Raw genomic sequence first — 13639 nt, 5'->3', positions numbered from 1 at the left:
CCTTCGCCGCCGAGCCCACCGCCGCCCAGCCCGCGCCGGCCCAGCCCGCGCTGGCCCAGCCCGCGCCGGCCCAGTCCGCCGCGGCCGAGGCGGCGACCCGGCCGATCCCGGTGGACCCGGACCTGCCCGGTGAGAAGGCGCAGCGGCTGGTGTTGGCGGCGGTCGTGGTCGGGGTCGGCGTCGCCATCTCCAACCCGCTGTCCTACCTCGCCCTCGCCGGCCTGGTGCTGCTCACCCCGCTGGAGCGGCTGTGGCCCCGGCGGCGTGGGCAGAAGGTGTTCCGGTTCGGGTTCGCCACCGACATCGTCCACCTCGTCGTGAGCCTCGCGCTGGTCGGCCTCCTCACCGCGGTCCCGATGACGCTGCTGCGCCCGGTGCTGCCCACCATCCCGCCCGTCGCCGCGTGGATCGACGGCCTGCCGCTGCTCCTGCAGGGCCTCATCGCGCTCGTCGTGTTCGACCTCGTCAACTACCTCGCCCACCGGCTCCAGCACGAAGTCCCGTTCCTGTGGCGGTTCCACCGCATCCACCACTCCAGCGAACAGCTCGACTGGCTCGCCGGCGCGCGCGTGCACCCGCTGCCCAGCGTCATGGACGGCCTGTTCCGCGCTGTCCCGGCGTTGCTGCTCGGGCTGACCGAGGCGACCGCCGGCGTGCTGGCCATCATCGTCACCGTCAGCGCCGTCCTCACCCACGCGAACGTCTCCTGGCGGCTGCCCCGGCTGTCGCGCTGGTGGGCCACCCCCGAGTTCCACCACTGGCACCACGCCGACGAACCCGACGCGATCAACCGCAACTACGCGGGCGTCCTGCCCATCTGGGACCGCCTCTTCGGCACCTTCCACCTCCCCGACCGCTACCCCGCCAAGTACGGCGCGGACCGACCGGTGCCCACCGGCTGGTGGGGCCAGATGGTGGACCCCCTGCGCCGCGACCGCCGCGACCACCGCGACCACCGCGACCGCCGCGACCGCCGCGACCGCTGACCCGCGCCGCCACCCCGCTGGGCCGTTCGGGCGGTTCTGGAGTGATCATGGACCGCCCCGGGAACCGTGTCCTTACTGCCGGCTTGCGGGGAGGCGGTCGTGCGCGGGTGGTTGCTGGGTGTCGTCGCCGTGCTGGTCTGCGGGTGCGGCGGAGTGGGGGCGTCGCCGGCCGACGCGCCCAACACGCTGGTCACGATGGGCTTCGGGCAGCCCGACGAGCACGCCACCGCCCGGGTCGCCGTGTTCCGCGCCGCCCACCCCGGGGTGGACGTCCGGATCAACGAGGGCGCGTTCGACGAGCAGCAGTTCCTGTCCGCCGTCGCCGCCGGCGACCCGCCCGACCTGGTCTACGCCGAACGCCGCAAGCTCGGCAGCTACGCCGCGCGCGGCGCGGTGCTGGCCCTGGACGACTGCGTCCGCGAGCACGGCGTCGACCTCGGCGAGTTCCGCGAGTCCGCGCTGCGCCAGGTCACCCACGACGGCCGGGTCTACGGGCTGCCCGACTTCGCGATGGTCCGCGTCCTGATCCTGAACAACCCCGTCCTGCGCGCCGCCGGCGTGGACCCGGCCACGGTCTCCACCACCGACTGGACCGCCCTGGCCGACCTGACCGCCCGGCTCACCAAACCGCGCCACATCGCGTTCGATCCCAAGGTGCCGGAGTTCCTCCCGCTGTGGGCCAAGGCCAACGGCGTGGACCTGGTCGGCACCCGCCTGGACGACCCGCGCGTGGTCGAAGCCGTCCGCCACACCACGGACCTCGTGCGCCGGCAAGGCGGTTGGGCGTCCTTCAAGGCGTTCCGGGACACGTTCGACCAGTTCGGCGCGCAGAACGCCTACGTCACCGGGCAGCTCGCCGCGATGCCCATGGAGTCCTGGTACCTCAACACCCTGGCCACCAACTCGCCCGACGCGGACGTGACCATCGCCCCGTTCACCGACCGGCGCGGCGCGCCGCTCACCGAGTCCTCCGGTCAGGCGTGGGCGATCCCCAAGGGCGCGCGGCACCCCGACCTGGCGTGCCGGTTCCTGGTGACGATGACCGACGCCGACACGTGGGTCACGGCGGCGACCGCGCGGCGGGACGCGTTGGCCGCCAAGGGCAAGCCGTACGGCGGCACGTTCACCGCGAACCGGGTGGCCGACGAGCGGATCTTCCGCGACGTGTTCGACCCGCGCGGCAACCGCATCCTGGAGCGCGGCGTGCCGCAGGTGCTGGCGTTGCAGGACAGAGCGTTCGCCCTCGCGCCCAGCCCGGCGGCCAGCGAACTGGTCCGCGCGTGGGAGGGCGGCGTGAACCGGGTCCTGACCGGCCGGCAGAGCCCGGAGGACGCGATGGCCCAGGCGCAACGCGAAGCCGAACGGGCCCTGCACCGGGTGGGTGCCCGGTGAAGGGCCGCGCGGCGTGGCTGTTCCTGCTGCCGTGGATCGTCGGGTTCCTGGCGTTCACGGCCGGGCCGATGGTGTTCAGCCTGTGGTTGTCGCTCAACCACTACGACATGCTCAAGCCGCCCGAGTACATCGGCCTGGACAACTACCGCGAGGCGCTCACCGACGAGCGGGTCGGCACGGCGCTGTGGAACACGCTGTTCTTCACCGCCCTGCACGTCCCGGCACAGGTGGTGCTCGCGTTGGCGCTGGCGGGTCTGCTGCGGCGGGCCGGGCGCGCGGCGGGGTTCTTCCGCACGATCGTCTACCTGCCGGTGATGACGCCGCCGGTGGCGTTGGCCGCGCTGTTCCTGCTGCTGCTCAACGGCCAGAACGGCGCGGTGAACGCGTTCCTGGGCTGGTTCGGGTTCACCGGTCCGAACTGGACCACCGACCCGGTGTGGATCAAACCCGGTCTGGTGGTGATGAGCCTGTGGACCGTCGGCAGCACAGCCGTGCTGTACCTGGCGGCGCTGACCCGCGTGCCGCTGGAGCGCTACGAGGCGGCGCGGCTGGACGGGGCGAGCCCGTGGCGGCAGTTCTGGCACGTCACCCTGCCCGGTATCAGCGGCACGGTGTACTTCACGGTGGTGGTGAACACGATCGCGTCCCTCCAGGTGTTCACCGAGGCGTACACGATGTTCTTCGGCGCGCGGGGCAAGCAGTCCGGTGAGGGCGACGCGGCGCTGTTCTACGTGATCCACCTGTTCCGCGAGGCGTTCGAGTCGCTGCGGATGGGGTACGCGTCGGCGTTGGCGTGGGGGCTGTTCGTGGTGATCGCGGTGGTCACGGCCGTCCAGGTGCGGTTGTCGCGCCGGTACGTGCACTACGAAGGCGAGCGGTGATGAAACGGGTCGCGGTGTGGTCCGGGCTGCTCGTCGTCGCGCTGGCGTTCGGGTACCCGTTCTGGTGGCTGGTCAGCGCCTCGCTCAAGGACCGGGCGCACGTGTTCGACAACGCGTTGCTGCCCAGCCCGTTCTCGCCGGGCAACTACGTCGAGGTGTGGCGGGCGGTGCCGTTGACGACGTGGATCGCCAACAGCGTCGCGGTGGGCGTGGCGGCGGCGTTGGCGGCGACGGCGGCGAGCGCGGCGGTGGCGTTCGGCTTCGCGATGTTCCGCTTCCGGGGGCGCAACCTGCTGTTCGGCGTGGTGCTGGCGACGATGATGCTGCCCGGTGCCGTGACGATGGTGCCGGTGTACCTGGAGTGGCACGCGCTGGGCCTGGCGACCACCCAGGTGCCGTTGTGGGCGCAGAACCTGTTCGGGTCGGCGTTCTACATCTTCCTGCTGCGGCAGTTCTTCCTGGGGCTGCCGCGCGAGGTGTTCGACGCGGCGCGGGTGGACGGGGCGAGCCCGTGGCGGCTGTTCACCAGCATGGCCCTGCCCCTGGCGCGGCCGGGCCTGATCGTGGTGTTCGTGTTCGAGCTGAAGGCGGCGTGGACCGACCTGATCAAACCGCTGATCTACCTGCGCGACCCGCAGCTCTACACCCTGCCGCGCGGCCTGAAGACCGTGCTGGACCGCTTCGGCGAGGGCGGAGAAGCGCAGTGGGAACTGGTGCTGGCGGCCAGCACCGTCGCGACCGTGCCGATGGTGGCGCTGTTCCTGGTGGCACAGCGGTACTTCGTGCGCGGCACGGTGACCCAGCACGTCGAGCCCTAGTGCCCGGGGTTGGGTCGGTACTCGTCCGAACCGGGCGCGCGCACCCGCCCCAGCACCGCTTTCGCGGGCACGGGCAGGTGCGGGAAGGCGGCGCGGTGGTCGGGTCGTGGCCGCGTTCGGTGGCGATGAGCAGCCCGCGTTCCCACGGGGTGGCCAGCGTGGTCAGCTGCGCGGCCAACGGCACCTCCCGCTGGTCGCGCGACGCCACGATCTCCGGGAACAGGCCCAGGTCGGCCAGCGCGACCACCTCGGGGCACCGGCTCGGCGTACGGCGCGAACCCGGCGAACCACGGCGCGTGCAGCCGTTCGACCCGACCTTGTCGGCCCGAACCCCGGTCCGCCATGTGCTCGGCGAGGTGCAGCAGGCCGGCGATCAGCGTGCCGTCGCCGCCCGCGGCCTCCTCGCCCCGGGGTGCCCGGGGTCGGACCACAACTCCGGGATCCCGCGCCGCCACGGCGAGTCGTGCTCCACCACTGAACCCCCCACGTCCTCAAGCCATTCCGCCGGCCGCGCCCGCGGTCCCCGGTCACCGGGGCAGGTCGGCCAACTGCCGGCGCACGCGGTCCGCGTCCAGGTCGCGTTCCTGGCGCTGGTACAGCTCCAGCGCCTCCAGCCACACCGCCCGCGCCTGCTCGACCTCGCCCAGCGCCAGGTGCGGGTGGCCCAGGGCGTCGAGGTTGTTGGCCGTCTCGTAGGTGTCGTCCAGCTCCCGGCGCAGCGCCAGGGCCTCGTGGTAGCGCCGGATGGCGCGGCGGTGGTCGCCGCTGCGGTGCTCGATGTAGCCCAGGCTGTCCAGGGTGGTGGCCTCGCCGTGCGGCTTGCGGTAGCGGCGGTGCAGGTCCAGGGCGGCCTGGCAGTGGTCGCGGGCGGTGGCGTAGTCGCCCAGGCGGCAGTGCAGCCAGCCCACGTCGTTGAGCGCGTCGGCCACCCACACCGACTCGGCCTTCGACCGGTGCAGCTCCAACGCCTCGACGGCGTGCCTGAGCGCGGTGCGCAGGTCGTCGGACTGGGCGTAGGTCCAGGCCAGCGTGCGGTGGATGTTCGCCAGTTCGTTGGGCACGTCCAGACCGGACGCGAGGTCCAACGCCCGGCGCAGGTGCCCGACGGCCTCGTCGTGCCGCCGCATGTCCGCCAGCGCGCTGCCCAGGAACCGGTGCGCGAGCACGCCGGTCAGCGGCTCGGCCAGGTGGTCGGCGGCGGCCAGCGCCGGGTACCACACGTCGAGCCGCACCTGGTGGTGGCCGCGCAACTGGTGGTAGGCGGTCACGGCCCACGCCAGCGTCCACACGGTGTCGTGCCACCCGTGCGCGATCGCCGTCTGTTGAGCGGCGAGCAGGTTCGCGTGCTCGGTGTCGAACCACGCCATCGCCGCCGCCTCGTCGGCCGGCGGCAGCGGCTCGACGTCGGAAGGGTCGAACGGCAGGGCCGCCCGGTGCGGGTAGATCACCCGGTCGCCGGCGACGGCGGTGCGCGTGTAGAAGTCCAGCAGCCGGCGCAGCGCAGGACCGTTGTCGCGCGCGACCGACGCGGCGTAGCGGCGCAGGAGGTCGTGCATGCGCACGCGCCCGGCGGAGTCGCGGGTGATCAGCGACGCCTGCTCCAGGTCCGCCAGCACCGCCTCGGCGTCCGGTTCGGGCAACCCGAGCAGGCGCGCCGCCGCGGGTCCGCCGATGTCCGCGCCCGGAGCGGTCCCCAGCAGCGCGAACGCCCGCGCCCGGTCCTCGGGCAGCGCGTCCAGCGACCACGACAGGACGGTGGGCAGGCTCGCGGTCGGGTCGCTGTCGTCCAACGCGCCCAGGCCCAGCTCGCGCAGCTCGGCGACCAGGTCGGCGAGGCGCAGCCGGGGGTGGGTCTGGGCGTGACTGGCGACGATGCCCAGCGCCAGCGGGAACCCGCCGCACAGCGCGACCAGCTCGGCGGTCGCCGCGTCGTCCACCCGGTCGGGGCCCAGGCGGCCGGCCAGCAGCGCGCGGGCCTCGGCGTCGGTCAGGACGTCCAGCGCCAGGTGGTGCGCGCCGTGCCCGGTGACCAGGCCGCGCAGGTGGCTGCGACTGGTCACCAGCACCGTGCACGTCGTGCCGCCGGGCAGCAACGGCACGACCTGGTCGGCGTCGCGCGCGTTGTCGGCCACCAGCAGCATCCGCCGGTCGGTCACCAGGCTGCGGAACAGCGCGGCCCGCGCGTGCCCGTCCACCGGCACCCGCCCCGCCTCGACGCCGAGGGCCTGCAGGAACCCGCGCAGCGCCACCGAGGGCGACATCGGCTCGCCGTCCGGGCTGAACCCGCGCAGGTCCACGAACAGCTGCCCGTCGGGGAACCGGTCGGCGTTGCGGTGCGCCCAGTGCAGCGCGAGCCACGTCTTGCCGATGCCGCCGCTGCCCGCGATCGCGGAGATCACCGTGGTGCTGCCCGGTTCGGCGGCGTCCAGGGTGGCGCTGAGGGCCGCCAGCTCGGCTTCGCGGCCGGTGAAGTGGCGGGGCGCGGCGGGCAGCTGCCGGGGGACCGCGGTGGTGCCGCGCGCGGGCACGACCAGCGCCGGGTCCGCGCCGAGGATGCGCTGGTGCAGGTCGCGCACCCGCGTGTCGGGCTCGGTGCCCAGCTCCTCGACCATCCGGTCGCGCAGCCGCCGGTAGTGGGCCAGCGCGTCGGCCGACCGGCCCGCCCGGTGCAGGGCCAGCAGGTACTGGGCGGCGATCCGTTCGTCCAGCGGGTGCTCGGCGACCAGCGCGCCCAGCTCGGCCACCAGCTCACCGCCGTGTCCGGCCGCGAGGCGGGCGTCGAGGAGGTCCAGCCGCGCGGCCAGCCGCTCGGCGAGCAGCCGGGCGCGCTCGGCCTCGACCCACTCGCCGTCCAACCCGGCCAGGGGTTCGCCGCGCCACAGCGCGAGCGCCCCGGTCAGCGCGGACACCGACCGCGACCCCGTCCACAGCGCCCGGAAGCGGTGCAGGTCCACGGCCCGCTCGTCCACCAGCAGCACGTACCCGCCGGGCCGCCGCGCGATCTCCGCCCCGACCCGCCGCAACCGCGACAGGTAGGTGTGCAGGGTGGCCCGGACCCGGTGCGGGGCCCGCTCGCCCCAGACCCGCTCGACCAGCAGGTCCGTGGTCACCAACTGCCCGGCCTCGACCGCCAACGCCGCCAACACGCACCGCTGCCGCGCCGGCCCCAGGTCCACCGGCCGCCCGTCGACCCGCAGGGTGACCTCGCCCAACAGCGTCAACTCGACCATCGGGTTCCACTGTAGACGTTGTGCGGAACGCCCGTTCCGGCCGGGCTCGACGTGCTATGACTGCGCGCACGGGGACTGGGGGAGAGCACATGGACGACAGCGGGAGCGGTAGCAGCAGTGGCGGCAGCGACAGTTCGTCGAGCCATGACTCCGGCGGGAGCAGCGGGTACGACTCGGGTCGAGCCGACCACGACTTCGACCGGGCCGACGGGTACTTCGACCAGAGCGGGCAGGCGACCGGGTACGACCCCTACCCGCCCCAGCCGCACTACGGCCACCAGCAACCGCCCCACGGCCACGATCCCCACCACTACTCGCCCCACCACGCCTCCCACCACCGGTTCAGCGGCCGCCGCGGTCGCGGGAACCTCGTCGGTGCGCCGGGGTGGGTGCAGGCGTGCGTGTGGATCGGGGTGGTGGTCGCGGTCGGCGGGGTCGGCCTGTTCTTCCTGGAGGTGCTGACCGCCGCCGGTTCGCGCATGGACCGCACCGGGCCGTTCGGGTCCGACCCGTACCACAGCACCCCCTCCCGGTCCGACCCGCCGGACGTCGGGCCGGGCGTCACGCTGTTCTTCGTCGGGTTCGTGCTGGTGCTGGTCGGCGTCCTCGGGCACGCCGGCTCGCGGGGGCGCTGACCGGTCAGACCGCGCAGCGCAGCGGGCCGCCGTGGTAGGCGATGGCGTCGCCCAGGGCGGCGGCGATGTCGATCTCCGCGCCGGTCGTGTCGGCGTACGCGCGGTGCAGGTTGAGGACGAGGCGTTCGCTGTCGGGCAGGGCGGCGAACGCGCCGAGGTCCGCCTCGCGCGCGGCCTCCAGCGGGGTCAGGCCGCGGGCCAGCGCCGACTCGGCGGTGGTCGCCACGAACTCGTAGTAGCGGGCGTGGGCGGCCAGGACTTCCGTCCACTGTGGAGCTTCGACCAGCGGGCCGTGGCCCGGCACGACCACCAGCGGGTCGAAGGCGCGCAACCAGTCCAGGGACTTCAGCGCGCCGGACAGCGAGCCCATCGCGATCAGCGGGGTCACGCCGTGGAAGACCAGGTCGCCGGTGAACAGCACCCGGTCCTCCGGCAGCCACGCCACCGCGTCGCCCACGGTGTGCGCGGCGAAGCCGGGGTGGCGCGCCACGACCGGCTTGTCGCCCGCGTACAGGGTGATCTCGTCGCGGAAGGTCAGGGACGGGGCGCGGACGGCGTCGATGCCCCAGTCCGGCGTCGGGGACCACACCGGAGGGGTGTCGGCGAGGATGAAGTCGGCCAGCACCCCCTGCCGGGTCAGCTCGTGCGCGGCGATGACCGTGGTGGCCGGGAGCAGGGCGTTGCCGTAGACGTGGTCGCCGTGCAGGTGGGTGTTCAAGGCCGCCTTGATCGGCGCGTCGCCGGTCGCCCTGGACACCGCGTCCAGGAACGCCTGCGTCCGCCGCCGGGTCGCGCACGTGTCGATCAGCACCACCTCGCCGCCGGCGTGCACCGCCCCGGCGTTGTTGATCCACCACGTGCCGTCCGCCTGCACCCACGCGTAGACGCCGGGCGCGACTTCCCGCAAGTCGGTCATGCCCCGCAACCTATCGAAGGGTCGAGTACACCGGACGCGCGCCGTTGACGTTGAACAGCAACGAGTAGACCGAGGTCGTGGCGGTGATGAACAGGCGGTTGCGCTTGGGGCCGCCGAAGCACACGTTCGACACGACCTCGGGCACGCCGATCCTGCCCAGCAGCGTGCCGTCGGGGTGGATGCAGTGCACGCCGTCGCCCGCCGCGGCCCAGATCCGGCCCTGCTCGTCCAGCCGGATGCCGTCGAACTGGCCGGCGGTGCACCGCGCGACCTCGTCGCCGCCGCGCAGCTTGTCGCCCTCGACGTCGAACGCCCGGATGTGGTTGCGGCGGGTGTCCACGATGTAGAGCGTGGCCTGGTCGGGGGAGAAGGCGAGGCCGTTGGGGCGCACGAAGTCGTCGGCGACGACCCGGACCTCCCCGGTCACCGGGTCGGCCCGGTAGACGTGGCACGCGCCGATCTCCGACTCCGCCCGCACGCCTTCGTAGTCGCTGAGGATGCCGTAGGGCGGGTCGGTGAACCACACGCCGCCGTCGGCGGCGACCACGACGTCGTTGGGGCTGTTGAACCTCTTGCCGTCGACGCGGTCGGCGACCACCGTGGTGGAACCGTCGTGCTCGGTGCGGGTGACCCGCCGTTCGCCCTGTTCGCAGGTGATCACGCGGCCCTGGGCGTCGAGCGTGCGGCCGTTGGCGTACCCGGCGGGCGACTTGAAGACGCCGACGTGGCCGGTGGTCTCGTCCCAGCGCAGGACGCGGTCGTTGGGGATGTCGCTCCACAGCAGGTAGCGGCCGGCCGGGACGTACGCGGGGCCTTCGGTCCACTTGCAGCCGGTGTGCAGGCGCTCCAACAGGTCGTCCCCGAAGATCAGCAACCGCTCGTCGAACGACTCCACCTTGGTCGGGATGACATCCACTTGAGGCTCCTTTTCGCCGAACCGCATCTTGCTCACACCCTATAGTTATTGATGATGTCTGGTGAGGGGTGCGAGATGGATGACACGGACCGCGCGGTGCTGGCACTGCTCCGCGAGGACGCGACCCTGTCCTACGCGGCGTTGGGGGCGCGGGTGGGGCTGTCCGCGGCGGCGGCCCACGAGCGGGTGCGCAAGCTGCGCGAGCGCGGGGTGATCCGGCGGACGACGATCGAGATCGACCCCGCCGCGCTGGGCCTGGACGTGCTGGCGTTCGTGCTGGTCGACTCGTCGGCGTGGATGGGATCGCCGGAGACCGCCGACGCCCTGCGCGCGCTGCCGGCGGTGGAGGAGGCCCACATCGTGGCCGGCAAGGCGTCCCTGCTGCTCAAGGTCCGCACGGCGGGGACGCGCGAACTGCAGGCGGCGCTGCGGGACGTGCACGAGATCGCGGGCGTGTCGGGGACCAACGCGATCGTGGTGCTGGAGACGTGCTTCGAGCGCTCGGTGGACCCGGGTTCGGCCTGAGCGGGTGGTCCCGTGCGGGCGCCTCGCACGGGACCACCGTGGGACTCAGCCGATCGTCGTGGTGGTGATCACCGGGTTCGGGTCGGGGTAGCAGCGGGTCGGGACGTTGACGTTGCCGATGAACGACGACACCACGGCGGTGAACGTGAGGCCCGGGTCGCTGTAGGACGTGCCGTGCAGCTTGGTCTGGATCGTGCCGGACGCGCCGGCGGTCAGCCGCACGGTGACCGTGGGCAACTCGAAGGTCGCGCCACCGGCGATGGGACCGCTCGCCGACAGGGTCGCGACCCCGCCGCTGACGGTGAGGCTGGTGGTGCCCACGTTCGACCCGCCGGACAGGGTGGCGGAGACGTACGTGGAGTTCGCCGGGATCGGCACCTTGAGCGCGAGCGTCTGCACGCGCCGCACGGTGTAGCCGTTGACCGACGTGGGGACGGTGTTGGGCGCGGGGTCGATCACGACGGTGAGACCGCCGCCGGGCGCGACCGTCGCGGGCGCGGTGACCTCGGCGTTCTGGGTGAACGTGAAGTTCTGCGCGCCGAGCGGGGTGTTGCCCTGGCAGGCGAAGTTCGCCGTGTGCGGCACGGCCGCCGCCACGGGGGCGAAGGCGAGCGTCGCGGCGGCGGCCAGGGCGAGTGCGGGCAGGGTTCGACGAGGTGTCATCAGGGTTACCTCGGTTCACTTGGCAGGGGAAGGGAGCCGCGGCGACCCGATCGTCACTTGTGAATAGCTTTCACGTCAAGGCGGGACGCCGTCGGCCAAGATCGTTGCCGGTGACGCCCGGTGGTCGTCGGCCCCGAGCGCTGCGCCGGGCCGGTGACCTGCGGTGTCGGCGTGCGGGTGGGGTGTCGCCCGGGTGGCGGCGGGCGGTCCACGCGGGGCGTTCGGACGCCGCCGCACGGGTGGTTATGTGTTACCCCCGGTTTACCCCACCGAGTGCACAGTGGACGCCGCCAACGGGGGTCACAGGTTCGCGGCGACCTCGCAGTCGCAGTGGCAGCCCAGGACGTCCAGGGCGCGCGCCATCCGCGGCCACGGCAGGTCCCGGTCCTCGGCCCACTCCGCCGCGGCGGTGAACGCGTCGTCGCAGTCGTGCTCTTCGAGGTGCTCGTCCAGGTGCGCGACGAGGGCCTCGCGGTCGGCGGGGGACAGGCCCAGGCGTTGTCCGGCACGGCGGCGTTGGTCCTCGTGGAAGGCGGCCCGGCGCGCGGCGCGGGTGTACTCGTCACCGGGCTCGTGGCGCAGCCGGAGCGTGAAGACCTCCTCCCGGAACCGCTCGGCGGAGACCACGAAAGCCTCGCCGCCCGCCGGTTGGACGGCGATCTCCAGGTCGTCCTCCTCGAACCCGTCGAGCATCGAGAGCACGTCGTCCAGGGCGACCGCGACGGGCCGCTCGTCCTCGAACTCCAGCGCGTCGGCCTCCGCCTCGGCCAGGCGCGGGTGGGTCCACAGCGGCACGAACGAGAAGTCGACGTCCTCCACGAACGCGACCTTCCCGTCCGCGCCCATCGCGCACACCAGGCCGGTGTCCACCGCCGTGGTGAAGAACTCCTTGCGGCGCAAGGCGTCGCTGCCGGCGCGGATGCGGTGCAGGTCGGCGTCGGACAGCGGGGGGAAGTCGGTCACACGCCGATCCTGCCCCACGGCCCCCAGATCGCGAACGTCATCCCCTTGGCGGCCTGGATGTTGACGAACAGGGTGTGGCCGTCGGGGCTGAACGTGGAGCCCGCGAACTCGTCGTTGAACCGCGGGGTGCCGGTGGGGCTGGTCAGGCGGTTGAGGGCGATGTCGAACAGCCGGCCGTCGCGGGTCAGGCCGCGCAGGTAGTTGTCGTTGACGCCGTCCTCGCAGACGACCAGGGTGCCGCGCTTGCTGGTGGTGACGTTGTCCGGGAAGTCCAGGACGTCCGGGCCGGGGGACTGGTAGAGCAGGGTGAGCACGCCCGAACCCGTGTCGTAGGCCCAGATCTGGCCGGTGCCGTTGCCGTAGCCGGAGACGGTGTCCGGGCCGGTCTCGGCGGGGCCGCCGCCCTGCGTGGAGGTGAAGTAGACGACCCCGCGGTCGTAGGCCGAACCCTCCAGGCGCGAGAACAGGGCCGCGCCCTGCGCCTGGCCTTGCGCGGCGACGTGGTTGAGCGCGGTGTCGTTCGTGGTCGGTGCCGGCTGGCCGGGGGTGTGGGCGAAGGTCGGGGCGGGGTCGTCGATGTCCACCCATTCTGTCTGGTAGCTGGTGCCCTGGGGTTGCGCGGCCTCCAGGTGGGCGTTGGGGATGCCCTTGACCTTGAGCATCTGGAGCCGGCCGCGGTTGTCGAGTCGGCCGGTGGCGAAGGGGTTGCGCTGCGGCGTGTAGCGGTAGAAGCCGGACGCGAAGCCGAAGTTGTCCTCGGTGAGGTAGAGGTGGCCGCCGATCGGGTCGAACGCGACGGACTCGTGCGCGAACCGGCCCGCGTTGGTGATGGGTTCGCGGTCGGACTCGCCGTCGAGGGGGACTTCGAAGATGAACCCGTGCGGTCGGGTGAGGGCGGTGTTGGGGGTGCCGGTGAAGTCGGGTCCGACGTCGGGGCCGTTGACCGTCTCCTCGCAGGTGATCCAGGAGCCCCACGGCATCCGGCCGCCGGAGCAGTTCATCATCGTGCCGTTGAGGCTGGTGTGGGAGCGGACGACTTCGCCGTACCGGGTGACCTCGACGGTGGTGGTGCCGGCCTGGGCGGCGGGGTCGTAGGCCTTGCCGGGGTCGCCGAACGCCTTGCCGGGGCCGTTCAGCTCGTGGTTGCGCACGAGCAGGTAGTTGCCGCGGCCGGCGCGGAAGGCCCCCATGCCGTCGTGCCGTCCGGGCAGGACGGTCTGGTCGTCGAGCACGACGGGGACCTCGGTGTCGTGGAACGACCGGTACCGGAACCCGTCGGGCAGCCAGAGGCGGACGACGCCGTCGCGGAGGTCGGGCACGGGCCCGAGGGCGCCGGCCCGCGCCGGTTCGGCGGCGGCCCGGTTGAGGAACCCGGCGAACGGCCCACCGAGCAACGCCCCGGCCACCGCGCCACGCAGAACGGTACGACGATCCATCGCCGCATCGTGCGCCTGGGGTGGGCGAAGCGCAAGCGGGAGTTCGGGGTGGGTGCGGGCCACGGATGGCGGGGCGGTGGTTGCGCTTGTGGGTGGCTGGGCGTGGTTGTTGCGGTGGGTGGATGGCTTTGCTGCCGGTAGGTGTCCACCCGCCCACCCCCTCCCAGGCCACCCAGCAAAAGCCCCAAGAGCATCCGCCTTCGGCGGGGCCGCCTGCGGCGGCTCGACCGGCCGGCTGCGCCGGGCCGGCCGAGTCCGCGCGCAGCGCGGGTCAGCGC

The 13639-nt window shown here is 73.2% G+C and carries 12 protein-coding genes; 6 read left to right on the top strand and 6 right to left on the bottom strand.

The annotated features are described in order from the left end of the window. The 4 genes from AB0A74_RS40425 to AB0A74_RS40410 all read left to right on the top strand — a co-directional run. Positions 1–986: sterol desaturase family protein (locus AB0A74_RS40425; protein WP_358258190.1), on the top strand; the 986-nt coding region annotated here is incomplete at its 5' end. A gap of 99 nt (positions 987–1085) precedes the next feature. After that, complete coding sequence (locus tag AB0A74_RS40420; protein ID WP_358258188.1) at positions 1086–2378, top strand: extracellular solute-binding protein; 1293 nt, start codon at positions 1086–1088, stop codon at positions 2376–2378. Next, the gene (locus tag AB0A74_RS40415; protein ID WP_358258187.1) at positions 2375–3259 is read left to right on the top strand and encodes a sugar ABC transporter permease; all 885 of its coding nucleotides are present in this window, start codon (positions 2375–2377) and stop codon (positions 3257–3259) included. The genes AB0A74_RS40420 and AB0A74_RS40415 overlap by 4 nt, the downstream gene beginning before the upstream one ends. Next, positions 3259–4077 (top strand): carbohydrate ABC transporter permease, encoded by an 819-nt coding sequence (locus AB0A74_RS40410; protein ID WP_358258185.1) that lies wholly within the window; start codon positions 3259–3261, stop codon positions 4075–4077. Before AB0A74_RS40415 ends, AB0A74_RS40410 begins: the two co-directional genes overlap by 1 nt. A gap of 527 nt (positions 4078–4604) precedes the next feature. Here the strand turns inward: AB0A74_RS40410 and AB0A74_RS40405 are convergent. Then, positions 4605–7307: a BTAD domain-containing putative transcriptional regulator gene (locus AB0A74_RS40405; RefSeq protein WP_358258184.1), complete on the bottom strand. Its 2703-nt coding sequence runs from the start codon at positions 7305–7307 to the stop codon at positions 4605–4607. A gap of 89 nt (positions 7308–7396) precedes the next feature. On the opposite strand from AB0A74_RS40405, the gene AB0A74_RS40400 reads away from it, so the two are divergent. Next, positions 7397–7942 (top strand): hypothetical protein, encoded by a 546-nt coding sequence (locus AB0A74_RS40400; RefSeq protein WP_358258182.1) that lies wholly within the window; start codon positions 7397–7399, stop codon positions 7940–7942. 4 nt (positions 7943–7946) lie between these two features. Here AB0A74_RS40400 and AB0A74_RS40395 read toward each other — a convergent pair whose 3' ends face one another. Beyond that, positions 7947–8858 carry an MBL fold metallo-hydrolase gene (locus AB0A74_RS40395; RefSeq protein WP_358258180.1) on the bottom strand — a complete coding sequence of 304 codons (912 nt, stop codon included), beginning with the start codon at positions 8856–8858 and terminating at the stop codon, positions 7947–7949. Between the two features lie 10 nt (positions 8859–8868). Further along, the gene (locus tag AB0A74_RS40390) at positions 8869–9774 is read right to left on the bottom strand and encodes an SMP-30/gluconolactonase/LRE family protein (protein WP_358258178.1); all 906 of its coding nucleotides are present in this window, start codon (positions 9772–9774) and stop codon (positions 8869–8871) included. A 75-nt stretch (positions 9775–9849) separates the two neighbouring features. On the opposite strand from AB0A74_RS40390, the gene AB0A74_RS40385 reads away from it, so the two are divergent. After that, entirely contained in the window at positions 9850–10299 is a 450-nt protein-coding gene (locus AB0A74_RS40385) for an Lrp/AsnC family transcriptional regulator (RefSeq protein WP_358258176.1), read from the top strand. 45 nt (positions 10300–10344) lie between these two features. Here AB0A74_RS40385 and AB0A74_RS40380 read toward each other — a convergent pair whose 3' ends face one another. The 3 genes from AB0A74_RS40380 to AB0A74_RS40370 form a co-directional block, all read right to left on the bottom strand. Then, positions 10345–10962, bottom strand: a complete 618-nt coding sequence (locus tag AB0A74_RS40380; RefSeq protein ID WP_358258175.1) for a cyclase — start codon at positions 10960–10962, stop codon at positions 10345–10347. Between the two features lie 300 nt (positions 10963–11262). Continuing rightward, complete coding sequence (locus tag AB0A74_RS40375) at positions 11263–11925, bottom strand: DUF2695 domain-containing protein (protein WP_358258173.1); 663 nt, start codon at positions 11923–11925, stop codon at positions 11263–11265. After that, the gene (locus AB0A74_RS40370; protein ID WP_358258171.1) at positions 11922–13361 is read right to left on the bottom strand and encodes an alkaline phosphatase PhoX; all 1440 of its coding nucleotides are present in this window, start codon (positions 13359–13361) and stop codon (positions 11922–11924) included. Before AB0A74_RS40370 ends, AB0A74_RS40375 begins: the two co-directional genes overlap by 4 nt. Positions 13362–13639 lie beyond the last annotated feature (278 nt).

Source organism: Saccharothrix sp. NPDC042600, assembly GCF_040647305.1.
Classification (GTDB): domain Bacteria; phylum Actinomycetota; class Actinomycetes; order Mycobacteriales; family Pseudonocardiaceae; genus Actinosynnema; species Actinosynnema mutabilis.
The sequence above is the reverse complement of the archived record's forward strand: the minus strand, read 5'-3'. Positions and strand labels throughout refer to the sequence as shown.